Genomic DNA, 23,397 nt, shown 5'->3' on the forward strand with positions numbered 1-23,397 from the left:
ACCGGGTGATCGGCCGGGGAACCGGCGGTCTTGAGCCCCGCTGAGCCGACCGGGTGAGGTGCGAGCTGCTCAGTGCGCGGGCCGGTACCCGCTCCGGTCCGCCGCGGTGATCGGCCGGAGCACCCGCGCCGGGTTGCCGGCGGCCACCGTGAGCGGCGGGACGTCCCGGGTGACGACGCTGCCGGCGCCGATCACCGCACCGGCGCCGATCGTGACGCCGGGCAGCACGCTCACCCCGCCGGCGATCCACACCCCGTCGCCGACCGTGATCGGCCGGGCGGTGCAGGCGCCGGCGATCCGCTCGCCGGGGTCGAGGGCGTGGTTGGAGGTGTAGAAGCCGACCTTGGGGCCGATCAGCACGTCGTCCCCGATGGTGATCGGCGCGCCGTCCAGCAGCACGCAGTCGAAGTTGGCCCAGAACCGTACGCCCAGGTGGATGTTGCGGCCGAACTCGCACCGGAAGGTCGGTTCGAGGTTCGCGCCCGCGCCGACGGTGCCGAGCACCGCGCGCAGCAGGTGTTCGCGTTCCTCCTGGTCCGCCCCGTGGGCGGCGTTGTAGGCGGAGGTGGCGAGCACGGCGCGGCGGCGGGCGTCGATCAGCTCCGGGGTGAGGTCGTCGTAGGGGACACCGGTGGCCATCCGGGCGAACTGCGCGTCGAGGGTCGTCACCCCGGCGACGCTAGCGGAGCGTCCCCGGTGGTCCCGCCCAGCAGGTAGTCCCGCAACCCCAGCGTGTCGAGCACCAGATGCACCTGCGGTGGCACGTGCTCCAGGGTGCAGGGCAGCTGCACCTCGTCGCAGGCCCGGCGGAACTGGAGCAGGTAGCCGATCCCGGAGGAGTCCAGGAAGTCGACCCGGCGCAGGTCCAGCACCACCGGGCGGCCCGCGGTGAGCGCAGTTCCCAGGGCGTGACCGGCGTCCGGGCGCAGGGTCACGTCGATGTCCCCGATCAGCTCCACCCGGGTCACGTCGTCGCCGGTGTGGACCAGGAAGTGCCGGTGCATGGTCAGGCGCGCTGCTTCGGGGCGGTCAGGTCGCGCAGGAAACCGGCAAGCCGGCCGGGTGCCCGGCCCAGACAGGGCAGCTGCTCGACGATCGCGCGCGCGAGGGTGCGGACCGGCACGTTGGCGTGGTTCGACGCGGTGCGCAGTCGCTGGAACGCCTGCTCCACCGTCACGCCCTCGCTGAGCGCCACCGCGCCGACCGCCTGCTCGATGGTGGCCCGGTTGCGGGCGGAGGCGGCGATCGCCTGGTCCGCGATCGTCCGGGCGTGCTGGGCGACCACCGGGGTCAGGTCGACCACGTGGCCGGTCATCGTGCGGCGCTCCGCGTCGACGTCGGCCACGGTGTTGACGATCCGCTCGTCGCCGCGGGCGTCCAGGATCCGGTTCACCGCGGTGAACGGAGTGCCGTCCCGTACCGCGTCGGTCAGCCGGCGGCGGACGTCGTCCTGGTCGTCCGGGTGCTGGTGGGCCAGCAACAGATCGGTGGTCGGCACCACCTCGTGCGGGGTGAAGCCGTGGATGGCGTACACCTGATCGGACCACCACCAGGTCTCGGTCGCCAGGTCCAGGCTGAACCGGCCGTTGCGGGGTGCGTCGGTCGTGGCGTGGTGTTCATGTGCGGTTGTGAGGTTGCTCATCACCCAGTCCCTGTCGTGACATCCGTCGCACCGGGCCGCTGGGCAGGACCGCCGGCGACTGACATTCCGACCGTAACCGGAATCGTTCCAGTCGGACACCCGAACGGGTGACGGGCTGGACATGCGGCCCGGCGGTGCCCCGGTTACGGTCCCGGTGCGTCTCAAGCCACGGGACACATCGTCGTGCACCGAGGAGACCCCCATGCGCGTTCCCGCCCCACGCGGCCCCCTGAGCGAGGCCCTGCTCACCGGACTGACCACCGGATCGATCGAGCCCACCCTGGCCGACCGTGCCGAGGCGGCGGTGGCGGCGGCCGGGGACGTCGCGGTGGACGAGGACGTGCAGCTCAGCCTGACGGTGCTCTACGAGCTGCACTACCAGGGCTTCGACGGGGTCGACGACGCCTGGGAGTGGGACACCGACCTGCTGCGCGCCCGCGCCGTGCTGGAACGCGCCTACGAGGCGGAGCTGCGCGCCACCGTCGTGGTGCCGGACGACCTGGACCCCGGCACCGGTGCGGACGACGTCGCCCGGGCGCTGTTCGACCTGACCGGCCGGGACTCCGGGCCGTCGCTGTCCCGCTGGGTGGCCAAGCACGCCACCGACGAGCACCTGCACGAGCTGCTCAAGCAGCGGTCGATCTTCCAGCTCAAGGAGGCCGACCCGCACACCTGGGCCATCCCGCGGCTGCTCGGGGAGCCGAAGGCGGCGCTGGTGGAGATCCAGGCCGACGAGTACGGCGGCGGCCGGCCGGAGCGGATGCACGCGGCGCTGTTCGCCCGGACCATGCGCGGGCTCGGCCTGGACGACAGCTACGGCGCGTACCTGGACGAGGTGCCGGGTTACACGCTGGCCTCGGTCAACATGATGTCGATGTTCGGCCTGCACCGGCGGCTGCGTGCCTGCGCGGTCGGGCACCTGGCCGCGTTCGAGATGACCTCCTCGCTGCCGAACCGGTTCTACGGCGACGGCTTCCGGCGGCACGGGTACGACGCGGACGTGACCTGGTACTTCGACGAGCACGTCGAGGCGGACGCGGTGCACGAGCAGATCGCCGGCCGGGACCTGGCCGGGGGACTGGTCGCCCAGCAGCCGGGGCTGCGGGACGAGGTGATCTTCGGCGCGGCCGCCTGCCTGCACGTGGACGGGCGGATGGGCACCGAGCTGATCGACCGCTGGACCGCCGGGCAGAGCTCGCTGCGGACGGTGGCAGCATGACCGGCGCCGAGCACACCGCACCGGTGGTGATCACCCCGTGCGAGAACGGCCCGATCCTGGTCCGCGGCGACGTGGAGCTGCGGGACAGCGCCGGCCGGCCGGTGCCGCGCCGCCGGGCCACGGTCGCGCTGTGCCGGTGCGGGGCGTCGGCGCTCAAGCCGTTCTGCGACGGGTCGCACAAGGCGATCGGTTTCCGCACCGACGACGAGGTGCCGCTTCCCCCGCGGTGACGGCCGGTTCCGCTGCGGGTGAACCCGGCCGCTCTGACCAGCGGTGCGGCGCCGCCCTGCTCCGGGCCGGTCGAGACGATTCGACCCGATCCGGCCCGCTCGCCCCGATTTGTGCGACAGTAGGGGCAGTGCGGGGCGTCGTCGCACCGGTCGCAGATCGATCCTGGCGTGCACGATCCACCTCCGGCCATGGGGTGGGGAACGAGTGCTCGCCATGGGGTGGGAAATGCAGTACCTCGACGTATCGACCGACGACATCGACGACGGGACCCGCACCCGGGTCCGGCTCTCCGGGGAGATCGACGCCATCGCCGCGGCCCGGGCGGCACACACCGCCGACGACCTGCTGGCCCGCGGACGGCCGGTGCTGGTCGACCTGGGCGGCGTGACCTTCATGGACTCGTCCGGGGTCAGCTTCCTGATCCAGTTGCGCCGCAGTTGCGAGCGCGCCGGACTGGACTGGCAGCTCACCGGCGTCCCGGCCCAGGTGGAGCGGGTGCTGTCGATCCTGGGCGTGGACGACCTGCTGCGCACGCCCTGAGCGATCAGCGGTCCGGGTCGGGCATGAACTCGCGCAGCTCCTGCGGACACCGGCAGGCGGCGGCGAGGCGGGCGGCCCACTGCTCGGCCTCGGCCCGGGTCGGCAGATCGAACACCGCGAAGCCGCCGTCCAGCGTCGTGACCGGACCGTGCACCGGACCGTCCGCGCCGACCAGCACCGGCGGCACCGACTCGTCGATCCCGCCGGAGAACACGTAGACCCCGGCCGCCTGGGCGGCATGGATCACGGCGTGCGCGTCGGCCGACACCGCGGGCAGCTCGGCCACCGGCACCTGCATCGCCGCACTGGGGAACGTCATCAGGTAGTACGTCATCGCTCCTCCTGGTCGCCCGGCCCGGTCACCGCCGCACGGTGTACCGCAGCCACATCGTGCCGTTGTCGAAGATCCGCTGCTCCGCGAACTGCAGGTCGATCCGCAGATCCGCCGGCCAGAACCGCAGCCCGTCGCCCAGTGCCACCGGCGCCAGGTAGAGCTGCACCTCGTCCACGATCCCGGCCCGCAGCGCCTGTGCCGCCAGGGTCGGGCCGTCGATCGTCACGTCGTGGTCCAGGCCGTCCACCAGCGTGCGCACCCGCACCGGGTCGAACTCCCGTTCCAGCCGGGTCCGGGCGGTGCTGGGCGCGTCCAGGGTCCGGCTGAACACCACCTTGTCGGCGGCCTGCCACACCCGGGCGTAGGTCCGGGCGAACTCCGGGGCATCCGGCAGTTCCAGGGCGGTCTCCCAGAACGTCATCGCCTGGTAGATCCGGCGGCCGTACAGGTACGTGCCGACCGACCGGGACTGCTCGGACACGAAGTCGTGCAACTCCGGCAGCTCGGCCCCGCCCCAGTCGAGGTCGCCCGCCGGGTCGGCCACGTAGCCGTCCAGCGAGGTGAACATCGAGTAGATCAGCCGCCCCATCCGGTCACGGTAGGGCAGCGCGGGGGGATCGGCGCGCCGGCGAATCCGGTTGCGCCCGCCGATAGCGTCACGCCATGACCTCTCCCGAGACCCTGCCGCTGGCCGGCCGCACCGCACTCGTCACCGGCGTCTCCCGGCGCAAGGGGATCGGCTTCGCGATCGCCGGGGAACTGGCCCGGCTCGGTGCGCACCTGGTGACGCACGACTTCGCGCCGAACGACCTGGCCCAGCCGTGGGGCGGCGACGACCTGGACGCGGTCGCTGCCGGGGTGCGCGCGGCGCTGCGTGGGGATGCCCGGTCCGCCCGGGTCGCCGGCGCCGATCTGCGTGACCCGGCGCAGGTCGAGGCCACCTTCGCCGCCGCCTGCGAACTGACCGGGCGGGTGGACATCCTGGTCTGCAACCACGCCAAGAGCGGCGACGACGGTTCGATCCTGGACATGACCCCGGAGGCACTGGACGCGTTCTGGCAGGCCAATACCCGGTCCACCCTGTTGCTCACCCGGCTGTTCGCCACCCAGTTCCGCACCGCGGGCGCGCAGACCCGGCCCGGTGAGCGGCCGCGGCGGGAGACGCCCGCGGACCCGGCGACCGCGCCCAAGGTGATCTGGATGACGTCGGGCCAGCAGCTCGGCCCGATGCCGGGCGAGGTCGCCTACGCCGCCTCCAAGGCCGCCCTCGCCGGGGTGACCGCCACCGTCGCCGCCGAGCTGCTGGACCTGGGCATCGTGCTGAACACAGTCAACCCGGGGCCGGTCAACACCGGCTACCTGGATCCGGAGTCCACCGACCGGCCGCTCGCCGAGCTGGATCAGCTCCGGGCGCAGATGCCCTTCGGCCGGTGGGGGGAGCCCGCCGACCCGGCCCGGCTGATCGGCTGGCTGGTCAGCCCGGCGGGCTCCTGGGTGGTCGGGCAGGTGCTGAACTCGGACGGCGGGTTCACGCTGCGCTGAGCGCGGTCAGCTCAGGATCCCGCGCTCCCGGGCCACCGCGACCGCCCGGGTGCGGGACCGGACGCCGAGTTTCTCGTACAGGTGCCCGAGGTGGGTCTTCACCGTGGCGGCGGAGATCACCAGCTCACGGGCGATCCGCTCGTTGGAGTGGCCCTCGGCGACCAGCCGCAGCACGTCCAGCTCCCGGCTGGTCAGGCTGATCCCGGGGGCCCGCAGCCGGCCGAGCAGCCGCCGCTGGACGGTCGGGCCGAGCGCGACCTGGCCGTCGGCGGCGGCACGGACCGCCCGAGTGAGCTCCTCGGTGGGCGCGTCCTTGAGCAGGTATCCGGTGGCACCGGCCTCCACCGCCGCCAGGATGTCCGCATCCGAGCCGTAGGTGGTCAGGATCAGCACCGCGGGGCCGCCGGACTCGACCAGCTGGGCGGTGGCCTGGGCACCGGTGAGCCGCCCGGGCCCGAACCGCAGGTCCAACAGCACCACGTCGGCCCGGTGGGTGGCGGTCCAGCGGACCAGCTCCTCTGCGGTGCCCACCTCGGCCACCACCTGCATGTCGGGTTGCCCGTCGATCACCGCGCGCAGCCCGGCGCGGACCACCGGGTGGTCGTCCGCGAGCACGACCTCGATCATGTCCGCTGCGTCTCCTCTGCACCGCGTTCCAGGGCCGGGAGGGTCACCACGACCCGGGTGCCCCGGCCCGGGGCGGTGTCCAGCTCCACGCTGCCACCCAGCTCGGCGACCCGCGAGCGCATCGCCCGCAGCCCGAAGCCACCCGGGCCAGGGTCGAAGCCCACCCCGTCGTCGCCGATCTCCAGCCGCACCCGGTCGGGGCCGAAGGTCAGGACGATGTCGGCGTGCTCGGCCCGGGCGTGCTGGGTCACGTTCGCCAGCGCGGACTGTGCCACCCGCAGCAGCGCGGTCTCCACACTGGTCGCCAAGGGGCGCTGCCGGCCCTCGGTCCGCACCCGGACGGTGGTGCCGGCCTGCTGCACCCGATCCGCGACCCGGACCAGGGCGTCCGGCAGGCTGGATCGGTCCAGGTCGGCGGGGGAGAGGGCGTACACGAACCGGCGGGCCTCGGCCAGGTTGTCCCGGGCCGCCGTGCGCGCCTGCCCGACCAGATCGGCCGCCCGGTCGTCGTCGCGGCCGATGCTGTCGCCCGCCGCCCGCAGCAGCAGTTCGATCGCGGACAGGCCCTGCGCCAGGGTGTCGTGGATCTCCCGGGCCAGCCGTTCCCGCTCGGCGGCGACCGCCCGCTCCCGCTCCGCGGTGGCCAGGTGCGCCCGCGCGGTCTCCAGGTCCTCCAGTGCGCGCTGCCGGGCCTGTGACTCGCGGACCAGCGCCTCCAGCCCGGCCACGAACCCGGTGGCGACCACGGCACCGAGCACCGGCCCGAGCAGGTAGCCGATCACCGGGTCGCCGGGGGCACGGCCGGCCAGTCCCGCCAGCACCGCGGCGGCGGTGGTCAGCACCACCAGCGGGACGGCCCGGCGGGGTCCGAGCGCGTGCAACTGGAACAGCACCAGGGCGAAGGCGATCCAGAGCGCGCCGGGGGAGAGCGCCAGCAGCACCAGCCAGACCGCGACCGGCGCCAGCACCGCCGCGGTGTCCGGCCACCAGGCGCCCCGCCGTTCGGCCAGGTCCCGGCGCTCGATCCGCAGACCCCGGCGGCACAGCCCGTAGGCCACCACCAGCACCACGGCCGTCACGGTGGCCCAGGCCCGGCGGCCCGGCGGTGCCTGCACCACCGCGACCGCCACCAGGGCCAGGAGCATCAGGTCCAGGCCGTGCAGCAGGAACCGGGACGCGCGGGCAGGCATCCCGCCACGCTAGCGGGCCCCGGCGAGCACGCATCGGCCGAAAGGTGGAGGTCGCCCTCCACCGAGCGGCGTTCCGGTTCCGCCCGACGGCACGATCCGCGCGCCCGCATCCCGCGTGAGGCTGGACAGGTCCCACCCGGAGGAGGAAAGCGTGTTCGTCGCCCTGCGCGATCTGCGGTACGCCCGCGGTCGCTTCGCCCTGATCAGCATCGTGATCGCCATGGTCGCCCTGCTGGTCACCTTCCTGTCGTCCCTGACCGCCGGCCTGGCGCATGCCTCGACCTCGGCGGTGACCGGCCTGCCCGCCGACCGGCTCGCCTTCGGGATGCCGTCGCCGGAGGACGCGGTCGACTTCACCTCGTCCCGGGTGACCGAGGAGCAGTGGACCGGCTGGGCCACGGTGCCCGGCGTGACCGCGGCCGAACCGCTCGGCGTGGTCACCACCCGGGCCGGCTCCGACGCGACCACGATGGCGGTCACCGCACTGGGTGCCGAGCCCGGGTCGTCGCTGGTGCCCGGTGGCGCCCCCGGGGCGGGCGACGTCGTGCTCACCCGGCCCGCGGCGGAGGACCTGGCGGTCGGCACCGGCGACAGCCTCACTCTGAACGGCGTGACCCTCACCGTCGGCCGGATCGCCGACCGGGACGACCAGCTCGCGCACACGCCGGCGGTCTGGCTGTCCCTGCCCGACTGGCAACGGGTCGGCGCCGGTGGGGACGCGGTCGCCACCGTGGTCGCGCTGCGCACCGACGGCAGCGTGGACCTGGCCGCCGCCGACGCCGAGTTCGGCACCAGCACCGTGACCACCCAGGACGCCCGGAGCGCGGTCGCCTCCTACCAGGCCGAGAACCTGTCCCTCACCACGATCCAGGTCTTCCTGATGGCGATCTCCGCCCTGGTCGTGGGGGCGTTCTTCACCGTGTGGACCATCGGGCGGCAGGGCGACATCGCGGTGCTCAAGGCGCTCGGTGCCAGCGACCGCTACCTGCTGCGGGACGCCGTCGGCCAGGCGGCGCTGCTGCTGATCGGTGCCGTCGCCCTCGGTGCCGGCCTGGCCGCGCTGCTCGGGACCGTGCTGTCCGGGGCGCTGCCGGTGGTGGTCAGCCCGTCCACCACGCTGCTGCCGGCCGGGGTCCTGATCGTGGTCGGTCTGCTGGGCGCGGCGGTCGCCGTCGCCCGGATCGCCCGCACCGACCCGCACGCCGCCCTCGCCGCCCGCTGAACCCGGAGGAGAACCATGGACCTGCACCTGGATCGGATCAACCTCGTCTACCCGGACGGGGACAGCACCCTCACCGCCGTCGACGACCTCACGCTCACCGTGCCCGCCGGCACCACCACCGCGCTGCTCGGCCCCTCGGGTGCCGGGAAGTCCAGCGTCCTGGCAGTCGCCGCCGGACTGACGCCACCCACCTCCGGCGCCGTCAGGATCGGGGACGAGGTGGTGCTCACCCCGGACACCCCCCGGAAGGCGGCCACCCGGCTGCGCCTGGACCGGATCGGCCTGGTGTTCCAGCTGCCGCAGCTGCTGCCGGCCCTGACCGCGGTCGAACAGCTCACTCTGCGCGCCCACCTGACCGGGGCCCGTCCGCGCACCGCCCGCGCCCGCGCCGAGAACCTGCTGGACGCCGTCGGGCTGACCGGGCAGGCCCACAAGCGCCCGGCCCAGCTCTCCGGTGGCCAGCGGCAGCGGGTCGCGATCGCCCGGGCACTGATGGGGGAGCCGGACGTGCTGCTGATCGACGAGCCGACCTCCGCCCTCGACCACGAGCGCGGCACCCAGGTCGTCGAGCTGCTCACATCGCTGGCCCGCGAGCGCGGGGCCGCCGCGGTGATCGTGTCGCACGACCCGGCGACCCTGGGCTCGGTGGACGCGACGGTCCGGATCGCCGACGGTCGGCTCGTGCCCAGCCCGGAACCGGCGGCGTCCGGGGTCGGTGTCCCGCTGGTCAGGTAGTCCACGCAGGGGACCGGCATCGACGGTACGGCCCTGGCCACGGCGCGCTGCTTCGGTGCTCGGCACGCTCCGCCGGGGGAGTGCTGGCCGTGGCCGGGGTCGCTGGGGCAGGCTGGGCCGATGACCGCGACCAGCGCAGACCTGACGAGTGCCGGGCCCGGGGCGGCCGGGTGAGGCGTCGCCTGCTGCCGCCGCTGCTGGTCCTGGCGGGGGTGGGGCTGATCCTGCTCGCCACCGCCGAGTCGCTGGCCGGGATGGCGGCGGCACTGTGGGCGGGCGCCCTCGGACTGTTCCTGGCCGCACTGGTGCTGGAGCTGCGGCGGCGATGACGGGGGACCGGGTGACCCCGGTCCTGGTCCCGCCCGGTCCGGGCAGTGTTGACTGACCGGATGCGACGTGTCCTGATCCTCGGGGGAACGGCGTGGCTCGGCCGGGAGATCGCCCGGGCCGCGGCCGGAGGTGGTGCCGAGGTGGTCTGCCTGGCACGGGGGGAGTCCGGCCCGGTTCCGGACGGGGCGCGCCTGGTCCGCGCCGACCGCACCCGGGCCGGCGCCTACGACGACCTCGACGGCGACTGGGACGCGGTCGTCGAACTCGCCTACGACCCGGTGCTGGTCGGATCGGCACTCGCCGCCCTCGCCGACCGGGCGCGGCACTGGACCCTGGTGTCGTCGGTGTCGGTGTACCGCGACACCGACCGCCCGGGCGCCGACGAGTCCGCCGAGGTGGTCGAGCCACTGGACCCGTTCGACTACGCCCAGGCCAAGGTCGCCGCGGAACGTGCCACCGCAGCCCGCCTCGGCGACCGGCTGCTGACCGTCCGCCCGGGCCTGATCGTCGGACCGGGCGACCCCACCGACCGCTTCGGCTACTGGCCGGCCCGACTGCACCGCGGCGGCCGGGTCCTGACCCCGGCCACCGCCGACCGCCACGTCCAGGTGATCGACGTCGGTGACCTGGCCGACTGGATCGTCGCCGCGGGCACCACCGGCCGCACCGGCATCATCGACGCGGTCGGTTCATCCCACGGCTTCGCGGAGTTCCTGGCCGAGGCGCAGACCGTCACCGGCCTCACCGGCGAACTCGTTCCGGCGAACGACGACCAGCTGATCGCCGCCGGAGTCCGGTTCTGGGCCGGGCCGCGCTCATTGCCGCTGTGGCTGCCGACCGAGGACGGTGGACTGGTCCAGCGCAGCAACGCGCGGTACCTCGCCGCCGGCGGTCGCGTCCGGCCGCTGCGCGAGACGATCGCGCGGGTTCATGCCGATGAGGTGGCGCGCGGGGTCGAACGGGCGCGGCGGTCGGGACTGGGTGCGGACGAGGAAGCCGAGGTGCTGGGGCTGCTGGGCTGAGGTTCGCACTGTGCGCCGATAATGCACGTTATGTCAGACCCGCGGCTGCGCTCGCCCGTGAGCTGGATTGCGGACTGCCCTCTTGCCGTCGCGCCGCACCCTACGCGTCGATCGGCCTGTCCCCGACAGGCGGTGGCAGCGGCTTGGCTGAGGTCATGTGCGGAATGCCAGATCGGCGTCGCCGTCCGTCGCCACCTTCAGCAGCTCGGACCGCACCAGGTCGATGAGCTCCTGCGCGGTCACGCCCTCGCGGGCCGCCAGGCCCACGAGTTCCCGGGCGGCGTCCCTGGTGCGACCGTGTGCGCGTGTCGCCGAGGTGACCACGGTGCCGACTCGGCGCCGCGTGGTCACGACTCCGCCGGCCTCGAGGTCACGGTACGCGCGGGCGACCGTGCCGGCCGCGATGCCGAGGTCCGTCGCGAGAGCCCGGACGGTCGGGAGCCGGTCTCCTTCGGCAAGTTCACCAGACATGACGAGACCTGCGATCTGCTGCCGCAGTTGTTCGTATTGCGGCGTCCCGCTTGCCAGATCGACGGTGATCCTCACCGCGCGGCCCCCTCGGTCCCCGATCGGACGAACGGGTGCCTGGTTCGGCGGTGCGGGACCCGGAGCTGTGCAGTCAGCGCTATGACCGGCACGACAGCCGCGACCGTGAGCAGAATCGATCCGAGCGTCACCTGACCGATCCAGCGGTGCCCGACGCCGGCGAGGACGAGCATGCCCGTCAGCATCACGGCGAGCGCGAGTTGTGCGCCGCCGACCAGGTGCCGAGCGGACCTGCGGCGCAGGTGCAGGTCCCACTCCCTCGAGACGCCGGGAACAGCCGGGCGCAGGACGACGAGGCGCAGCGCGAACTCGGTTGCAGCGACCATGAGCACCGCGGCCACCGCGACCGGGGCCGAGTAGTACAGGCCCGGGTATGGACCCCACGTCACGCGCTCCGCGCCGGTCCCGCCCGCGACCGTGCGCGGTCCGGCGGCCAGTGCGGTGAACATCGCGAGCGCGATCACCAGGGAGGTACTCCAGGCGACCAGGAGCCGGTGCGCACCAACGGGGACCACGTCCGCGCGGCTCCGGCGGGTCAGGTCCGCCTCCCGCAGCATCCCCGCCGGGCGCGGCCACGTCACCTGCGTGAGCACTTGCGCCAGCACCAGACACAGGCCCGCCACGGCCGGCAGGACAGCCACGACGCGCCCGTCGGCCATGGCCGGAGCGATCAGCGCGGTGAATGCGAATCCGGAGAGCACCGCCACGAGCAAGGTGGCGCCGGTGACCGCCCCGAGAGTCGCGTGCCGGTTCGCACGAGCGGCGGCAGCCGACGCGGCCGAGGTGCGTCGACTGCTCACGAGGAGCGGTACGAGAGCAACCGCGAGGACGGCAACGACGAGCACCAGCATGATCGCGATCTCCGACCATGGCATGCAGGTCCCGCCGTTGCCGACGGTCCGAACGCACCACCCGCTGGAGATGTCCATGATGCCTCCTGTTCATTGAACATGTTCAATGAACAATGACCTCCCCCAGGTCTCGCGTCAAGCTGCCCCCGCCATGCGCCCGATGAGACCGCTCGTTCGCGCGACGTGCGGCTGTGGCGACGGCGGCGTTGGTCTACCAGCCTGGCGCGTGACACCGTCTGGGGTGTGCAGCACCGCGGGATCTACGGGATCTGGTTCGACACCGACGGTCGTATCCCTCCAGTCCGCCAGTCCCGGGGCCGTCCGCGGCGCTGCTTGAGCTTCCGGGTGGCGTTCCTGAGTTCGGTGAGACCGCAGAGCGGACGCTGCGCCGAAGTGCTCTGCTGCTCGACGGTCTCACCCACCTCGGAGCAATGCTCGACACCTGACACCTGCCGCGCGGGTCCACATCCGGTTCGTCAGCCGGGCCCGTCACTGATCGCGGCGAGCAGCGGGACGAGCACGTCGCTGATCGGGGTCGGGATGCCCAGGGCCCGGCCCCGCCGCGCGATGACGCCGTTGCGGATGTCCCACTCGAGCGGTCGGCCGTGCTCGCGGTCGGCCAGGATCGAGGTGCCCATGTCCGGCGGGAACCCGCGGAACTTGTCGAGCATCCGGCGCGGCTCGTCGTCGTCCAGGTGGGCGCCGTCGGCTCGGGCGACCGCGAGGCACTCGCCGAGGTAGTCGAGGGTCAGGTGCCCGAGGTCGTCGCGGCCGAAGACGCCCGCGCGGCGCCCGGCGACGGCCATCAGTCCTGCCGCGGCGTTCTGCAGGAGCTTGCGCCAGGCCAACGTGACGAAGTCCGGGGAGACCTCGACGTCGATGTCGCTCCCCCGCAACGCATGCTCCACCGCCTGGGAGCCCGGGGCCTCGGGCACGGTGAGTCGCGGGTCGGCGAGCAGCCTGACCGCACCATCGTCCTCGCGTACGGCCGGGAACCAGACGACGGCGGGAAGGATCGTGGCACCGGGCGTCAGCGACGCGACGGTCTCGCGCTGTTCGATCCCGTTCTGTAGGACACACACGACGGTGGCCGGCCCGCACAACGCGGTCAGCCAGTCGGCGGCCGCGGCGGTCTGGGTCGCCTTCACCGCGAGGAAGACCAGGTCGGCCGGCTCCCGGGCATCCGCGGGGTCGGTGCTGACCGGCCCGGGTACGACCACGGTGCCGCGCTGTGACTCCAGCCGGAGATCGGCATGTGCGGTCCGGCCGGCGATGAACGGGGTCCGTCCGGCCGCGTGGAGCGCCGCGGCGACCGTGGTCCCGATCGCGCCGGGGCCGATCAGGGCGACCCGGGGTGCTGGCGACGTCATGTGCAGCCACTGTAGTGACCGCGGGCTCAGGCTGGATCGGAGTTCGCGCGGGGCGGCACGGTGCAGTCGATTGCTTCCCCGCCGTCCTGCCAGACCGGCGCCTGCTCGGCGCCGTGCAGCGCGAGATCGGCGGTCTCACCGTCCCAGGTGAGCGTGTAGGTGCCGTTCGCAATCGGCTGGTATCCGCCATCGGCGGAGTACCAGCCGACCACCTCGGGTGTCCTCTCCCCCGGCGGCAGGACGGTGATCGTGCCGCCCGCCAGGGTCTCCAGGACGGCGACCCGGCACCCGCCCGCACTCGCCGGGTCGAGCACCCGGAGGTCCGCGGTGATCGCGCCGACGACGAAGGTGACCAGGGCCGCGCACCAGGCGACGACCAGGACGACCGCCTTGGCCGCGTTGACCGGCCACCGGACGTACCAGCGCCGGGTTCCGGGTCGGGCACCGAGCTCCTGGGCCTCGGCCTCCGCGAGCAACCCGGCGACCGCGGCGGCGCTGCCCAGTGCGGCGAGGATCGCCCCGGCGTAGGTCGGCTGCACCACCAGGTCACCGACGACCGTGGGCAGCTTCGCGGTCAGTGCCCACCCGGTGACCGGCACGGTCGCCAGGAACAGCGCGCCCGCACAGCAGCGCAGCACGAACGCCCGCCGGTGATATCGCCCGGCGCGCACCGGGTCGGTCGGAGCGTCCACGCCACGGACGCTAGGTCGCTCGGGCCACGGTGCGTCCGGCCTTCCACCGAGGATCGGCACGATCGCCGCAGGATCTCCACCGCCACCGACCGTCCCGGGGCCACATCAGGGCGGTGAGGAAACGCTACACCTGTATATCGTATCTGCCATGACTCCCCCACCCTCCCCCGTCCTCGTCGTCGGCGCAGGCGGCAATGTCGGCGCCGCCGTCGTGCGTGGCCTGCTCGCCGAGGGGGTTGCCGTGCGTGCCGCGGGGACCGATCCGGAGCGACTGGCCGCGCTGCACCCGGAGGCGGAACCGGTGCGGCTCGACCTACTGGACTCGGCCAGCTTCGGCCCCGCGGTCGCCGGGGCCTCCGGGTTGTTCCTGATCCGGCCGCCGGCGATCGCCTCGGTCGGCCCGACGTTGAACGCTCTGGTCGACGCGGCCGCCGCGGCGGGGGTGGGGCACGTGGTGTTCTCCTCGGTGACCGGGGCGGACACCAACCGGGTGGTGCCCCATCACCGGGTGGAGACGCATCTGCGGTCGGCGGGGGTGCCGTGGACGATCCTGCGGCCCGGGTTCTTCGCGCAGAACCTGGCCGACGCCTACCGGGAGGACATCGTGCGGGACGGCCGGATCCTGCTGCCCTCCGGCCGTGGGCGTGCGGCCTTCATCGACGCCCGGGACATCGGGGACGTCGCGGCGCGGGTGCTGGCCGAGCCGGAGCGGCACCGGGGTGCGGGGTACGTGCTGACCGGGCCGGAGGCACTGGACTTCGACCAGGTCGCCGCGTTGCTGTCCGCCGAGCTCGGCCGGCCGGTGCGCTACCAGCCCACCTCTGCGCTGCGGTACGCCCGGCACGTGCACGGTCAGGGCCGGCCGTGGATGCAGGCGATCGTGCAGACCGTGTTGCACACCGGGTTGCGCCGCGGACAGGCGGAGACCGTCGACCCGACCATCGAGCGCCTGCTCGGCCGCCCCGCACGGACGCTCGCGGCGTACGTGCACGACAACCGTGCGACATGGTCGACCCCCGCGTAGCCCGGTCCCGGGCCCGGGTGCTCGCCGCGACCCTGGAACTGATCGCGGAACGCGGTGTGGCCGGGGTGACGATCGAGGCGGTCGCCCTACGCTGCGGGGTGGCGCGCACGACGGTGTACCGGCACTGGCCCGACCCGCCGGCGCTGGTGCGCGATGCGTTCGCCGCCACGCTCGCGCCCCCACCGGTCCCGGACACCGGGAGCCTGCGCGGTGACCTGCTGGCGCTGGTCGACGGCCTCGGGCGCGCGCTGGCCGAGGGTACGGCGGCGCGGCTGATGACGGCGCTGATCGACGCGGCGCAGCGGGACGAGGGCTTCGCCGCACTGCACCGCGCGGAGGCGGAGGCCCGGCACCGGTCGGTGCTGGAGGTGCTGGAACGGGGGGTGCGGCGCGGCGAGCTGGACCCGGGCGCCGATCTGCCCGCGCTGGTCGACCTGCTCGCCGGGCCGGTGTTCTACCGCTGGAGCACCACCGGGCGTGCTCCGGACGACGCCTTCGTCCGGCTGGTCGTCGACTCGGCGTTGCGCGAGGCGGGTGCGGGCGGTTCGGACTGAACGCTCAGCGGTGGTGCGGCGGGCTGTCGTAGCGCAGGTGCTCGGCCTGGTGGCGGACGTGGCTGACCAGGGCGTCGACGTGCTCGTTGGCCAGGCTGTAGTACACCGTGGTGCCATCCCGGCGGGTGCTGACCAGGTGCCCGGTGCGCAGCCGGGCCAGGTGCTGGGACACCCCGGGCACCGGCCGGCCCAGGTGCTCCGCGATGGCGGAGACGGACAGTTCGCCGTCGTGCAGCAGGGTGAGGATCGCCAGCCGGGTGTGGTCGGCGAGCAGGCGCAGCACGTCGACCGCGGTGTCGAGGTCGGCGTCGGCGTCGATCGCCCGGGTGGTCTCGGTGCTCACCCGCTCAGCGTGCCACGTTCGCGGCCGGTTCTGTGGCCGGCCACGCGACGGCGGTCGCGGCCAGGGCGATCGCGCCCAGCACGGCCAGGATCAGCGCCGAACTGCCCAGCCCCAGTGCGCCCAACCAGCCGGCCAGCGGGTAGGTGATCAGCCAGCAGGCATGCGACAGGGAGAACTGGGCGGCGAAGACCGCGGGCCGGTCCGCCTCCCCCGTGGTGCGGGTGATCAGACGGCCGACCGGCGTCTCGGCGGCGGCCCAGCCCGCACCGATCACGGCGAACAGGCCACCCACCAGCACCAGTCCCCCGGTCCCCGGCAGCCGGACGGCCGCGGCGAGCAGCGCGGTGGCCAGCACCAGCACTCCCCCGCCGCCGAGCATCACCACCCGTTCCGGCAGGGCGTCCAGGACCCGCGGCAGGAGCACGGCGACCACGATCGAGCCCGCACCGAGGGCGGCCATCAGCAGTGCGGCCGTCCCCTCGCCACGCCCGAAGGTCTCCCGCGCCAGCACCACGTACTGCACCAGCACGTAGGCACCCCCGGCTGCCACCACCAGGTTCAACGCCAGCACGGCCCGGAGCTCTGGAGTCCGGGACATCAGCGCGATGCCGCGACCGGCCCGGGCGGCGAAGGTCGTCGCGCCGTCCTGGGCGGGGGCAGGCCGGGTCAGTCGCAACCGAGAGACCAGCAGCGCCGAGATCGCGAACCCGGCCGCCGTGCCGATGAACAGGTCCGAGCTCGGCAGCACCAGCAGCAATGCCGCGCCGAGCAGGGGCGACAGGATCATCTCCAGGTCCTCGCTCAGCCGGGACAGCGAGAGTGCCTCGGTGTAGCGCCGCTGGTCGGTCAGCACCTGGGGCAGGGCCGCCTGGTAGGCCGGGGTGTGCACGGCCGAGGCCGCCTGGAGCACCAGCACCAGCGGGTACACCTGCGACACCGAGGTCACCCAGGGCAGTCCGAGCACCACCGCGACCCGCACCAGGTCGGCGGTGACCAGCACCGTCCGCGGTGGGGTGGCATGGACCAGGGCGGCTGCCACCGGTGCGACGGCCACGTAGGCCAGCATCTTGATCGCGAACACCGTGCCCAGTACCAGGCCGGCGCGGCCGCCCGCCAGGTCGTAGGCGAGCAGGCCGAGGGCGACGGTGGTCAGGCCGGTGCCCACCAGGGAGATCGCCTGGGCGGTGAACAGGCGGCGATAGGCGGGGACGGCGAGGGCGGTCGGCACTCGCCCATGATTGCATGATTGCGCGAGGGTGCAAACAGTCTCAGTCCGACCGGGCGATCCCGGCCAGGTCGAGTGCGGCGGCGATGTCCTCGGCGATCATCTGCCGCTTGGACCGCTCGATGAACCAGGCCGGGCCGGCCTGCAGGTAGGACGGGAACAACCGGATGCTGTCCAGCCGGTAGTCCCCGCCCCGGATCCGATAGGTCGACCCGGCGGGGATCAGCCGCCGGCCGGTGCGGTCCCGGGCGATCTGGTTGGCGGCGGCGATCGCCACATCTCCCATCAGCAGCCACGCGACGGCGGACGGGAAGCCGGCCAGCTCGGTCGCCAGCTCGGCGGTCGCGGCGCGGATCTCCGCGGCGGGTACCCGGGCCTCCTGCTTGGGGTACCGCAGCACCGTGGTCAGGTGCACCCCGTGGCCGGCCAGGTCGGCGGTGGACTCGATCGGCAGCCCGGCGGCGCGGAACGCCAGGACGGTGCTGGCGTCGTAGGCCGAGTCCGGCGAACCGCCGTAGTCGTCGTCGGTGACGGGGGCGGCGCACTCGGAGACCAGGACCAGCCGGACGGTCCGTGGATCGGGTGGCACCGCCGGCGCCCAGGTCGGTGCGGGCAGCGCGCTCATGGATCCACGCTAGCGGCGGGCGCCTACACCGGGGCAGGTCAGTGCATCAGTCCGCGTTCGGCCGCCGTCAGTGTGCGGTCCAGCAGCTCGCCGTAGTCGGCGCGGAAGCCGGACCGGTGCCAGGCCTCCGCGGAGATCAGCAGCACCTCGATCAGCAGCTGCGCGGACAGCCGGACCTCCAGGTCGTCGGCCGCTCTCCCCCGCCGCTTCGCGATCTCGGCCGTCAGTTCGGCGGCGGTGGCCCGCGCCTCCTGGGACAGGGCCGCCGCGACGGTGGGCTGCTCCAGCATGTAGCGGATCCGGCGGGCGAAGGACCGGAACTCACCGGCGGGCATCTCGCGCAGGGTGCCGAGCACCAGCCGGGCGGCCTCCCCGAGCGTGGCGCCCTCGTCCAGGGCGGCCAGCAGGCCGGTGACCAGTTGCCGGTCGATGTCGTCGTGCAGGACCAGGCGGTCCTTGGTGCCGAAGTACCGGTAGACGGTGCTGGCGGAGACCTCGGCCATCGCGGCGACCTCCTCGACGGTGACGGCGTCGAAGCCGCGGGCGTCGAACAGGTCGAGCGCCACCCGCTGGATCTCGTGCATGGCTCGCTGCCGGTTGCGCGCGCGCAGGCCCAGGTTGGGGGCCTGCGGGACTCCGGATCCGCTCATCCGAACGATCGTATCCGGACAGCCTTCCCTTGCTGGCGGCCCCAGTGCTTGCATCGCTAGCGTCGATCATGTTGACAGTGACCGTCAGAATGAGGTGCACACGATGAGCACGGCCGTGATCGACGTCCGGGAGCTGACCAAGACCTTCGGGCCGACCCGGGCGCTGGATCGCCTCGACCTGCGGGTGGAACCCGGACAGGTGCACGGCTTCCTGGGACCGAACGGGGCCGGCAAGTCGACCACCATCCGGGCGCTGCTCGGGATGCTCCGGCCGGACGGAGGGCGGCTGCGGCTGCTCGGCGGCGACCCCTGGCGGGACGCGGTCCGCCTGCACCGGCGACTCGGCTACGTGCCCGGGGACGTGGCGCTGTGGCCGAACCTGACCGGCACCGAGGCGATCGACACCGTCGTGGCCCTGCGCGGCCATCACGACCCCCGGCTGCGTGCGGAGCTGACCGAGCGCTTCGCCCTGGACCCGACCCGGCGCTGCTCGGCGTACTCCACCGGCAACCGGCGCAAGGTCGCCCTGGTCGCCGCGCTCTGCTCCCGGGTGGACCTGCTGGTGCTGGACGAGCCCACCGCCGGCCTGGACCCGCTGATGGAGGAGGTGTTCCAGCAGTGCGTGCGGGAGGCGGCGGCGCGCGGGACCACGGTGCTGTTGTCCAGCCACATCCTGAGCGAGGTCGAGGCGCTCTGCGACCACCTGACGATCGTCCGGGAGGGCCGGGCGGTGCGCTCGGGCCGGCTGGACCGGATGCGCGACCTGGCGGCCACCGTCGTCCTGGTCCGGCCGCGCACACCGCTGCCCGGGGCGCTGCTGGATCGGTGGGACGCCGCCGACGCCGGTGCCGGGACGCTGCGGCTGGAGGTGCCCGCCGCCGACCTGGACGAGGCGTTGCGGGTGCTGGCGGCCGCCGGGGTCAGCCACCTGGAGTGCCGGCCACCCAGCCTGGAGGAGCTGTTCCTCGCGCACTACGCCGGGGACCGGGCATGACCACCCTGGCCGGCACGCTCCGGCTGACCCGGCTGGCGCTGCGCAGGGACCGGTTCGTCCTGCCGGTCTGGTGCGCCGTGGTCGCCGGGCTGCTGGCGGCGATGAGCTGGTCGATGCAGGACATGTACCCCACCACCGCCGACCGTGCCCGGTATGCCGCGGTGGCCGAGCAGTCCACGGTGCAGCGGCTGTTCAACGGGCCGGGCCACGGGCTGGACACGGTGGGCGGCGAGGTGGTGTTCGAGGTCGGCGGGTACCTGCTGGTGCTGGTCGCCCTGCTGTGCGCCCTGGCCACCGTGCGGCACTCCCGCGCACAGGAGGCCGCGGGGAACACCGAGCTGGTCCGGGCAGCGCGGGTCGGGCGGCTGGCCCCGGATGCCGCGGCCGGGCTGACCGCGCTGCTGTCGGCCCTCGGCTACGGCGCCGTGGCGGCGCTGACCCTCGGGCTCGGCGGGCTGGGCTGGGCCGGGGCGCTCGCCTACGGCGCCGGGCTGGCGGCGGCCGGGATCACCTTCGCCGCGCTGGCGTCGGTGGTCTGCCAGCTCACCGCGCGGCCGCGCACCGCCACCCTGGTCACCGCGGCCTGCCTGGTCGCCGCGTACCTGGTGCGCGGCTTCGGCGACGTGCAGGGCAGCGGGCTGGTCTGGGCCTCGCCGTTCGGCTGGTCGCAGGCGATGCACCCGTTCGCCGGGAACCGCTGGTGGCCGCTGATTCCCTCGGCCGGTCTCGCGGTGCTGGCGGTGCTGGCCGCGGTGGTGCTGCTGCAGCACCGGGACCTGGGCGCCGGGCTGTTGGTGGCACGGGCCGGCCGGGAACGGCGGGGGCCACGGCTGTCCGGGCCGATGCGGCTGCTCGCGCGGCTGACCGCGAGCGCGGTGGCCGGCTGGATGGTGGTGGTGTTCGCCCTCGGCCTGGGCTTCGGCGCGGTCACCGAGGACATAGTGGCGACCGCGGTGCTGGGTACCGGCACCGACGCCCAGGACGAGATGATCCGGGTCGCCGCACTGGTGCTGGCCGCCCTCGCCGGTGCCGCCGGTGCCGCACTGGCCACCGTGGTCGCTTCCGAGGAGCGCACCGGGCGGCTGGACACCGCGCTGGCGGCCGGGCTCGGTCGCGGGCGCTGGGCCTCCTGCGCCACCGGCGTCGTGCTCGGTGGGTCGGCGCTGGTGCTCGGCGCCGGTGCGCTCGGGCTGACCGGCGGTCTCCGGCTTGCCGGCGTGGACGTCCCGAGCACCGAGGCGCTGGCCACGGTGGGCCTGCACCTGCCCGCGGTCGGGGTGATCGCCGGGCTGGCGCTGTTGTTGGCCCTGGCGCGGCCGGGTGTGAGCGCGCTCGGCTGGGGGCCGGTCGCGGTGGTGCTGGTGCTCGGGATGCTCGGCTTCGTGCTGCAGCTGCCGCAGTGGGCGCTGAACGTGTCGCCGCACACCCACGTGCCCGCGCCCGGCGGTCTCGGCGACGGCGCGGCCGGGCTGGGTGTGCTGGTGGCGGCGGCGGTGCTGCTGCCGCTGCTGGCGCGACCGGGATTCGCGCGGCGGGATCTGCGGGTCTGACGGTGCCCGCTACCGTCGGGTGATGCACCGATCGCCGCCCGAGGACCGGCTGGAGACCCTGCTGCGCGCCTCGCCGTGGATGCTGCGGGTGCTCGCCGCGGCCCGGGAGGCCGACCTGCCGCAGTGGTGGATCGGCGGTGGTGTGCTGCGCGACCTGGTGTGGGACACCGCTGCCGGCGGCTTCGACCCGGAGCGGGTGCGGGACGTCGACCTGGCGTTCTTCGACCCGGACGACCTGAGCCCGGAGCGCGATCGCCGGGCGGATGCGGCGTTGCGCCGGATCGACCCGGCTGTCCCGTGGGAGGCGACCAACCAGGCCGCGGTGCACCTCTGGTACCCGGCACAGTTCGGCATCGAGGTGGCCCCGTTGCGCTCCGCGGCGGACGGGGTGCGGACCTGGCCGGAGACCGCCACCGCGGTCGCCGTGCGCTGGGAGACGGACGGCTGTATGCGGTTCACCGCGGTCGCGGGCGGCGTCGCCGATCTGCTGGACGGGGTGTGCCGGCGCAACCCGCGCCGGGTCACCGTGGCGGAGTACCGGCGCCGGCTGGCCCGCAAGGAGCCGCACCGGCGCTGGCCCGGGGTGCGGGTGGTGCCCGAATAGTCCCGGGGTGCCGGCCATGGCCCGCGCTACCGTCGATCGATGACCACCCCCACGGACGACGAGGTCCTGAGCCGGCTGCGTGCCACCCTGACCGACGCCGCGGACGAGGACCTGCGCGCGACCAGTGGCCGGGTGTTCAAGGAGGAGATCCGGCCCTACGGCATCCGGGTCGCCACCGTGCGCAGCATCGCCACCCGGGCGCTGGCCGACCTCGGCCCGGTCGACCTGGACCGGCTGTGGCGGCTGTGCGACGACATGTGGGCCTCGGGCTGGCTGGAGGAGTCCTTCGTCGCCTGCTACTGGGCGGCGGCGCAGGCCAAGCGGTTCCGGCCGTCGGAGGTCGAGGTCTTCGGGCGGTGGCTGGGCACCGGGGTGAGCAACTGGGCGTCCTGCGACGCGTTGTGCACCGACTCGATCGGCCGGTTGCTGCTCCGGTACCCGCAGGTCGCGCCGACGGTGGTCTCCTGGGCATCCTCGTCGAACCGGTGGCTGAGGCGAGGTGCGGCAGTCTCCTTCATCCGGCCGGCCCGGAAGGGCGAGTTCCTGGACACCGTGTTCCAGGTGGCCGAGACGCTGCTCACCGACCAGGACGACCTGGTCCGCAAGGGCTACGGCTGGCTGCTGAAGGCGGCGAGCCGGCCCCACCCCGATCAGGTCTACGACTACCTGCTCGCCCGCCGGGACGTGATGCCGCGGGTGGCGTTCCGGTACGCGCTGGAGCACTACGACCGCGAGCGCCGGGATGCCGCGATGGGCCGGGCGACCGGGCGTTCTGCTACAACCGCACCATGACCACCCGGCCCCGCATCGGCGTGATGCTCCCCCGTGACCTGCCCGCCCACCGGTTCACCCCGTTCGCCCGGGAGGCGGAGCGGCTCGGCTTCGACGACCTGTGGCTGGTGGAGGATCTCGGCTTCCGGGGCGGCTTCGCCCAGGCCGCCGCCGCGTTGGCGAGCACCGAGCGGATCCGGGTCGGCATCGGGATCCTGCCCGCCGCGGTGCGCAATGTGGCCTATGCCGCGATGGAGACCGCGACCCTGGAGCAGCTGTTCCCCGGCCGGGTGGACGTCGGGATCGGGCACGGGATGCCGGGCTGGCTGCGGCGGGCCGGCTGCTGGCCCGACCGCCCGCTGGGTTTCCTGACCGAGTACGCCGACACGCTGCGGGCCCTGCTGGCCGGCGGGACGGCGCAGGGCCTGCGGCTGGACCCGTCGGCGGTGCCGGACCGGGTGCCGCCGCTGCTGTTCGGCGTGCGCGGGCCGAGGTCGCTGGCCGCGGCCGGGCAGCACGCCGACGGCACGATCCTGGCCGAACCGGCCACCCCGGAGTACGCCCGGTCGGCGCTGTCCTCGATCGCCCCGGAGCGGTCGCACACCCTGGTCGCCTACAACGTGGGCGTGGTGCGGGATCAGGAGTCCGACGCGCTGGCGGTGGCCCGGCCGGGGCTGGAGTGGATCGGCGAGCCGGACTGGGCACCGCACCTGGCCCCGCTGCCCTTCGCCGCCGAGCTGGCCGAGCTGCGCGCCCGGTCGGTGGATCGTGCGGCCTTCGCCCGCGACCTGCCGGACGAGTGGGTGCGCCGGCTCGCGCTGGCCGGCACCGCCGACCAGGTGCGCGACCGGATCGCCGCGCTGGGTGACGCGGGGGTGACCGCCAGCGTGTTCATCCCGGTCGGCCCGGACCCGTTGGCCGCGCTCGGCGAGCTGGCTGCGGTGCTCTGAGCCGGCGCGACCCT

At 74.1% G+C, this 23,397-nt stretch carries 30 protein-coding genes; 15 read left to right on the forward strand and 15 right to left on the reverse strand.

Translation table 11 applies throughout. The features are described from left to right. Positions 1–69: 69 nt before the first annotated feature. Genes HGA03_RS19270 through HGA03_RS04595 form a run of 3 tightly spaced genes read right to left on the reverse strand, consistent with a single transcriptional unit; the run spans position 70 to position 1,642 of the window. Positions 70–669, reverse strand: a complete 600-nt coding sequence (locus tag HGA03_RS19270) for a sugar O-acetyltransferase (protein WP_275407566.1) — start codon at positions 667–669, stop codon at positions 70–72. Beyond that, positions 666–1,004 carry an STAS domain-containing protein gene (locus HGA03_RS04590; RefSeq protein ID WP_168629060.1) on the reverse strand — a complete coding sequence of 113 codons (339 nt, stop codon included), beginning with the start codon at positions 1,002–1,004 and terminating at the stop codon, positions 666–668. Before HGA03_RS04590 ends, HGA03_RS19270 begins: the two co-directional genes overlap by 4 nt. A 2-nt stretch (positions 1,005–1,006) precedes the next feature. Next, positions 1,007–1,642 carry a PAS and ANTAR domain-containing protein gene (locus tag HGA03_RS04595; protein ID WP_168629061.1) on the reverse strand — a complete coding sequence of 212 codons (636 nt, stop codon included), beginning with the start codon at positions 1,640–1,642 and terminating at the stop codon, positions 1,007–1,009. A 202-nt stretch (positions 1,643–1,844) separates the two neighbouring features. On the opposite strand from HGA03_RS04595, the gene HGA03_RS04600 reads away from it, so the two are divergent. From HGA03_RS04600 to HGA03_RS04610, 3 genes are all read left to right on the forward strand, one after another. Continuing rightward, positions 1,845–2,861: an iron-containing redox enzyme family protein gene (locus HGA03_RS04600; protein ID WP_168629062.1), complete on the forward strand. Its 1,017-nt coding sequence runs from the start codon at positions 1,845–1,847 to the stop codon at positions 2,859–2,861. Next, a complete protein-coding gene (locus HGA03_RS04605) occupies positions 2,858–3,091 on the forward strand; it encodes a CDGSH iron-sulfur domain-containing protein (protein ID WP_168629063.1) in 234 nt (77 codons plus the stop codon). Before HGA03_RS04600 ends, HGA03_RS04605 begins: the two co-directional genes overlap by 4 nt. 226 nt (positions 3,092–3,317) lie before the next feature. Further along, on the forward strand, positions 3,318–3,632 hold the full coding sequence (locus HGA03_RS04610) for an STAS domain-containing protein (protein ID WP_168629064.1): 315 nt from the start codon (positions 3,318–3,320) through the stop codon (positions 3,630–3,632). A gap of 4 nt (positions 3,633–3,636) precedes the next feature. On the opposite strand, the gene HGA03_RS04615 is transcribed toward HGA03_RS04610, so the two are convergent. Both HGA03_RS04615 and HGA03_RS04620 read right to left on the reverse strand, forming a co-directional pair. Continuing rightward, entirely contained in the window at positions 3,637–3,966 is a 330-nt protein-coding gene (locus tag HGA03_RS04615; protein ID WP_168629065.1) for a YciI family protein, read from the reverse strand. Positions 3,967–3,991: 25 nt separating this feature from the next. After that, positions 3,992–4,555: a dihydrofolate reductase family protein gene (locus HGA03_RS04620; protein ID WP_168629066.1), complete on the reverse strand. Its 564-nt coding sequence runs from the start codon at positions 4,553–4,555 to the stop codon at positions 3,992–3,994. A gap of 74 nt (positions 4,556–4,629) precedes the next feature. Here HGA03_RS04620 and HGA03_RS04625 point away from each other — a divergent pair, with 74 nt between their 5' ends. Further along, on the forward strand, positions 4,630–5,508 hold the full coding sequence (locus tag HGA03_RS04625; protein WP_168629067.1) for an SDR family oxidoreductase: 879 nt from the start codon (positions 4,630–4,632) through the stop codon (positions 5,506–5,508). A 6-nt stretch (positions 5,509–5,514) separates the two neighbouring features. Here the strand turns inward: HGA03_RS04625 and HGA03_RS04630 are convergent, their stop codons facing one another. Together HGA03_RS04630 and HGA03_RS04635 are read right to left on the reverse strand one after the other, a co-directional pair. Then, positions 5,515–6,135, reverse strand: coding sequence for a response regulator (locus HGA03_RS04630; RefSeq protein ID WP_168629068.1), 621 nt, complete (start codon positions 6,133–6,135; stop codon positions 5,515–5,517). After that, complete coding sequence (locus tag HGA03_RS04635) at positions 6,132–7,325, reverse strand: sensor histidine kinase (protein ID WP_168629069.1); 1,194 nt, start codon at positions 7,323–7,325, stop codon at positions 6,132–6,134. Before HGA03_RS04635 ends, HGA03_RS04630 begins: the two co-directional genes overlap by 4 nt. 151 nt (positions 7,326–7,476) lie before the next feature. Here HGA03_RS04635 and HGA03_RS04640 point away from each other — a divergent pair, with 151 nt between their 5' ends. The 4 genes from HGA03_RS04640 to HGA03_RS04655 all read left to right on the forward strand — a co-directional run bounded on the left by HGA03_RS04640 (position 7,477) and on the right by HGA03_RS04655 (position 10,634). Then, positions 7,477–8,547: an ABC transporter permease gene (locus tag HGA03_RS04640; RefSeq protein ID WP_168629070.1), complete on the forward strand. Its 1,071-nt coding sequence runs from the start codon at positions 7,477–7,479 to the stop codon at positions 8,545–8,547. Between the two features lie 15 nt (positions 8,548–8,562). Further along, positions 8,563–9,282 (forward strand): ABC transporter ATP-binding protein, encoded by a 720-nt coding sequence (locus tag HGA03_RS04645; RefSeq protein WP_168629071.1) that lies wholly within the window; start codon positions 8,563–8,565, stop codon positions 9,280–9,282. 170 nt (positions 9,283–9,452) lie between these two features. Next, on the forward strand, positions 9,453–9,611 hold the full coding sequence (locus HGA03_RS04650; protein WP_168629072.1) for a hypothetical protein: 159 nt from the start codon (positions 9,453–9,455) through the stop codon (positions 9,609–9,611). A 60-nt stretch (positions 9,612–9,671) separates the two neighbouring features. Next, complete coding sequence (locus HGA03_RS04655; RefSeq protein ID WP_168629073.1) at positions 9,672–10,634, forward strand: NAD-dependent epimerase/dehydratase family protein; 963 nt, start codon at positions 9,672–9,674, stop codon at positions 10,632–10,634. Between the two features lie 153 nt (positions 10,635–10,787). Here HGA03_RS04655 and HGA03_RS18725 read toward each other — a convergent pair whose 3' ends face one another. The 4 genes from HGA03_RS18725 to HGA03_RS04670 all read right to left on the reverse strand — a co-directional run bounded on the left by HGA03_RS18725 (position 10,788) and on the right by HGA03_RS04670 (position 14,093). Continuing rightward, positions 10,788–11,180, reverse strand: coding sequence for a GntR family transcriptional regulator (locus HGA03_RS18725; RefSeq protein WP_239073446.1), 393 nt, complete (start codon positions 11,178–11,180; stop codon positions 10,788–10,790). Beyond that, the gene (locus HGA03_RS18730; protein ID WP_239073445.1) at positions 11,177–12,109 is read right to left on the reverse strand and encodes a hypothetical protein; all 933 of its coding nucleotides are present in this window, start codon (positions 12,107–12,109) and stop codon (positions 11,177–11,179) included. Before HGA03_RS18730 ends, HGA03_RS18725 begins: the two co-directional genes overlap by 4 nt. A 398-nt stretch (positions 12,110–12,507) precedes the next feature. Continuing rightward, positions 12,508–13,401 (reverse strand): oxidoreductase, encoded by an 894-nt coding sequence (locus HGA03_RS04665; RefSeq protein WP_168629074.1) that lies wholly within the window; start codon positions 13,399–13,401, stop codon positions 12,508–12,510. Positions 13,402–13,427: 26 nt separating this feature from the next. Further along, positions 13,428–14,093, reverse strand: a complete 666-nt coding sequence (locus HGA03_RS04670) for a hypothetical protein (protein ID WP_168629075.1) — start codon at positions 14,091–14,093, stop codon at positions 13,428–13,430. 148 nt (positions 14,094–14,241) lie between these two features. On the opposite strand from HGA03_RS04670, the gene HGA03_RS04675 reads away from it, so the two are divergent. Beyond that, positions 14,242–15,117: an NmrA family NAD(P)-binding protein gene (locus HGA03_RS04675; protein WP_168629076.1), complete on the forward strand. Its 876-nt coding sequence runs from the start codon at positions 14,242–14,244 to the stop codon at positions 15,115–15,117. Next, positions 15,099–15,671 carry a TetR/AcrR family transcriptional regulator gene (locus HGA03_RS04680; protein WP_168629077.1) on the forward strand — a complete coding sequence of 191 codons (573 nt, stop codon included), beginning with the start codon at positions 15,099–15,101 and terminating at the stop codon, positions 15,669–15,671. The genes HGA03_RS04675 and HGA03_RS04680 overlap by 19 nt, the downstream gene beginning before the upstream one ends. Before the next feature lie 4 nt (positions 15,672–15,675). Here HGA03_RS04680 and HGA03_RS04685 read toward each other — a convergent pair whose 3' ends face one another. From HGA03_RS04685 to HGA03_RS04700, 4 genes are read right to left on the reverse strand one after another with little or no spacing between them, the layout of a single operon-like run. Then, positions 15,676–16,014, reverse strand: a complete 339-nt coding sequence (locus tag HGA03_RS04685) for an ArsR/SmtB family transcription factor (RefSeq protein WP_203767077.1) — start codon at positions 16,012–16,014, stop codon at positions 15,676–15,678. 4 nt (positions 16,015–16,018) lie between these two features. Next, positions 16,019–17,242, reverse strand: coding sequence for an MFS transporter (locus tag HGA03_RS04690; RefSeq protein ID WP_168629078.1), 1,224 nt, complete (start codon positions 17,240–17,242; stop codon positions 16,019–16,021). Positions 17,243–17,282: 40 nt separating this feature from the next. Continuing rightward, positions 17,283–17,864, reverse strand: coding sequence for a uracil-DNA glycosylase (locus tag HGA03_RS04695; RefSeq protein ID WP_168629079.1), 582 nt, complete (start codon positions 17,862–17,864; stop codon positions 17,283–17,285). Between the two features lie 38 nt (positions 17,865–17,902). Further along, positions 17,903–18,514 carry a TetR family transcriptional regulator gene (locus HGA03_RS04700; RefSeq protein WP_168629080.1) on the reverse strand — a complete coding sequence of 204 codons (612 nt, stop codon included), beginning with the start codon at positions 18,512–18,514 and terminating at the stop codon, positions 17,903–17,905. A gap of 103 nt (positions 18,515–18,617) precedes the next feature. Between HGA03_RS04700 and HGA03_RS04705 the strand changes: the two genes are divergently transcribed. From HGA03_RS04705 to HGA03_RS04725, 5 genes are read left to right on the forward strand one after another with little or no spacing between them, the layout of a single operon-like run. Continuing rightward, on the forward strand, positions 18,618–19,508 hold the full coding sequence (locus tag HGA03_RS04705; protein ID WP_168629081.1) for an ABC transporter ATP-binding protein: 891 nt from the start codon (positions 18,618–18,620) through the stop codon (positions 19,506–19,508). After that, positions 19,505–21,058, forward strand: coding sequence for a hypothetical protein (locus tag HGA03_RS04710; protein WP_168629082.1), 1,554 nt, complete (start codon positions 19,505–19,507; stop codon positions 21,056–21,058). Before HGA03_RS04705 ends, HGA03_RS04710 begins: the two co-directional genes overlap by 4 nt. 22 nt (positions 21,059–21,080) lie before the next feature. Next, positions 21,081–21,662 (forward strand): nucleotidyltransferase family protein, encoded by a 582-nt coding sequence (locus HGA03_RS04715; protein WP_168629083.1) that lies wholly within the window; start codon positions 21,081–21,083, stop codon positions 21,660–21,662. A 39-nt stretch (positions 21,663–21,701) separates the two neighbouring features. Next, positions 21,702–22,454 carry a DNA alkylation repair protein gene (locus tag HGA03_RS04720; protein WP_168629084.1) on the forward strand — a complete coding sequence of 251 codons (753 nt, stop codon included), beginning with the start codon at positions 21,702–21,704 and terminating at the stop codon, positions 22,452–22,454. Continuing rightward, positions 22,451–23,383, forward strand: a complete 933-nt coding sequence (locus tag HGA03_RS04725) for an LLM class flavin-dependent oxidoreductase (RefSeq protein WP_168629085.1) — start codon at positions 22,451–22,453, stop codon at positions 23,381–23,383. The genes HGA03_RS04720 and HGA03_RS04725 overlap by 4 nt, the downstream gene beginning before the upstream one ends. Positions 23,384–23,397 lie beyond the last annotated feature (14 nt).

The sequence above is a fragment of the Cellulomonas denverensis genome (assembly GCF_012396125.1).
GTDB lineage: Bacteria > Actinomycetota > Actinomycetes > Actinomycetales > Cellulomonadaceae > Cellulomonas > Cellulomonas denverensis.

What these genes read in the sequence shown, in the direction of transcription:
- HGA03_RS04645 (WP_168629071.1), top strand. Translation starts at nt 8,563, where the DNA reads ATGGACCTGCACCTGGATCGGATCAACCTCGTCTACCCGGACGGGGAC.
- HGA03_RS04700 (WP_168629080.1), bottom strand. Translation starts at nt 18,514, where the DNA reads ATGAGCGGATCCGGAGTCCCGCAGGCCCCCAACCTGGGCCTGCGCGCG.
- HGA03_RS04655 (WP_168629073.1), top strand. Translation starts at nt 9,672, where the DNA reads ATGCGACGTGTCCTGATCCTCGGGGGAACGGCGTGGCTCGGCCGGGAG.
- HGA03_RS04620 (WP_168629066.1), bottom strand. Translation starts at nt 4,555, where the DNA reads ATGGGGCGGCTGATCTACTCGATGTTCACCTCGCTGGACGGCTACGTG.
- HGA03_RS04675 (WP_168629076.1), top strand. Translation starts at nt 14,242, where the DNA reads ATGACTCCCCCACCCTCCCCCGTCCTCGTCGTCGGCGCAGGCGGCAAT.
- HGA03_RS04595 (WP_168629061.1), bottom strand. Translation starts at nt 1,642, where the DNA reads ATGAGCAACCTCACAACCGCACATGAACACCACGCCACGACCGACGCA.
- HGA03_RS04605 (WP_168629063.1), top strand. Translation starts at nt 2,858, where the DNA reads ATGACCGGCGCCGAGCACACCGCACCGGTGGTGATCACCCCGTGCGAG.
- HGA03_RS04720 (WP_168629084.1), top strand. Translation starts at nt 21,702, where the DNA reads ATGACCACCCCCACGGACGACGAGGTCCTGAGCCGGCTGCGTGCCACC.
- HGA03_RS04610 (WP_168629064.1), top strand. Translation starts at nt 3,318, where the DNA reads ATGCAGTACCTCGACGTATCGACCGACGACATCGACGACGGGACCCGC.
- HGA03_RS04635 (WP_168629069.1), bottom strand. Translation starts at nt 7,325, where the DNA reads ATGCCTGCCCGCGCGTCCCGGTTCCTGCTGCACGGCCTGGACCTGATG.
- HGA03_RS04725 (WP_168629085.1), top strand. Translation starts at nt 22,451, where the DNA reads ATGACCACCCGGCCCCGCATCGGCGTGATGCTCCCCCGTGACCTGCCC.
- HGA03_RS04680 (WP_168629077.1), top strand. Translation starts at nt 15,099, where the DNA reads ATGGTCGACCCCCGCGTAGCCCGGTCCCGGGCCCGGGTGCTCGCCGCG.
- HGA03_RS04600 (WP_168629062.1), top strand. Translation starts at nt 1,845, where the DNA reads ATGCGCGTTCCCGCCCCACGCGGCCCCCTGAGCGAGGCCCTGCTCACC.
- HGA03_RS04665 (WP_168629074.1), bottom strand. Translation starts at nt 13,401, where the DNA reads ATGACGTCGCCAGCACCCCGGGTCGCCCTGATCGGCCCCGGCGCGATC.
- HGA03_RS04715 (WP_168629083.1), top strand. Translation starts at nt 21,081, where the DNA reads ATGCACCGATCGCCGCCCGAGGACCGGCTGGAGACCCTGCTGCGCGCC.
- HGA03_RS04630 (WP_168629068.1), bottom strand. Translation starts at nt 6,135, where the DNA reads ATGATCGAGGTCGTGCTCGCGGACGACCACCCGGTGGTCCGCGCCGGG.
- HGA03_RS04695 (WP_168629079.1), bottom strand. Translation starts at nt 17,864, where the DNA reads ATGAGCGCGCTGCCCGCACCGACCTGGGCGCCGGCGGTGCCACCCGAT.
- HGA03_RS18730 (WP_239073445.1), bottom strand. Translation starts at nt 12,109, where the DNA reads ATGGACATCTCCAGCGGGTGGTGCGTTCGGACCGTCGGCAACGGCGGG.
- HGA03_RS04705 (WP_168629081.1), top strand. Translation starts at nt 18,618, where the DNA reads ATGAGCACGGCCGTGATCGACGTCCGGGAGCTGACCAAGACCTTCGGG.
- HGA03_RS04615 (WP_168629065.1), bottom strand. Translation starts at nt 3,966, where the DNA reads ATGACGTACTACCTGATGACGTTCCCCAGTGCGGCGATGCAGGTGCCG.
- HGA03_RS04625 (WP_168629067.1), top strand. Translation starts at nt 4,630, where the DNA reads ATGACCTCTCCCGAGACCCTGCCGCTGGCCGGCCGCACCGCACTCGTC.
- HGA03_RS04710 (WP_168629082.1), top strand. Translation starts at nt 19,505, where the DNA reads ATGACCACCCTGGCCGGCACGCTCCGGCTGACCCGGCTGGCGCTGCGC.
- HGA03_RS04590 (WP_168629060.1), bottom strand. Translation starts at nt 1,004, where the DNA reads ATGCACCGGCACTTCCTGGTCCACACCGGCGACGACGTGACCCGGGTG.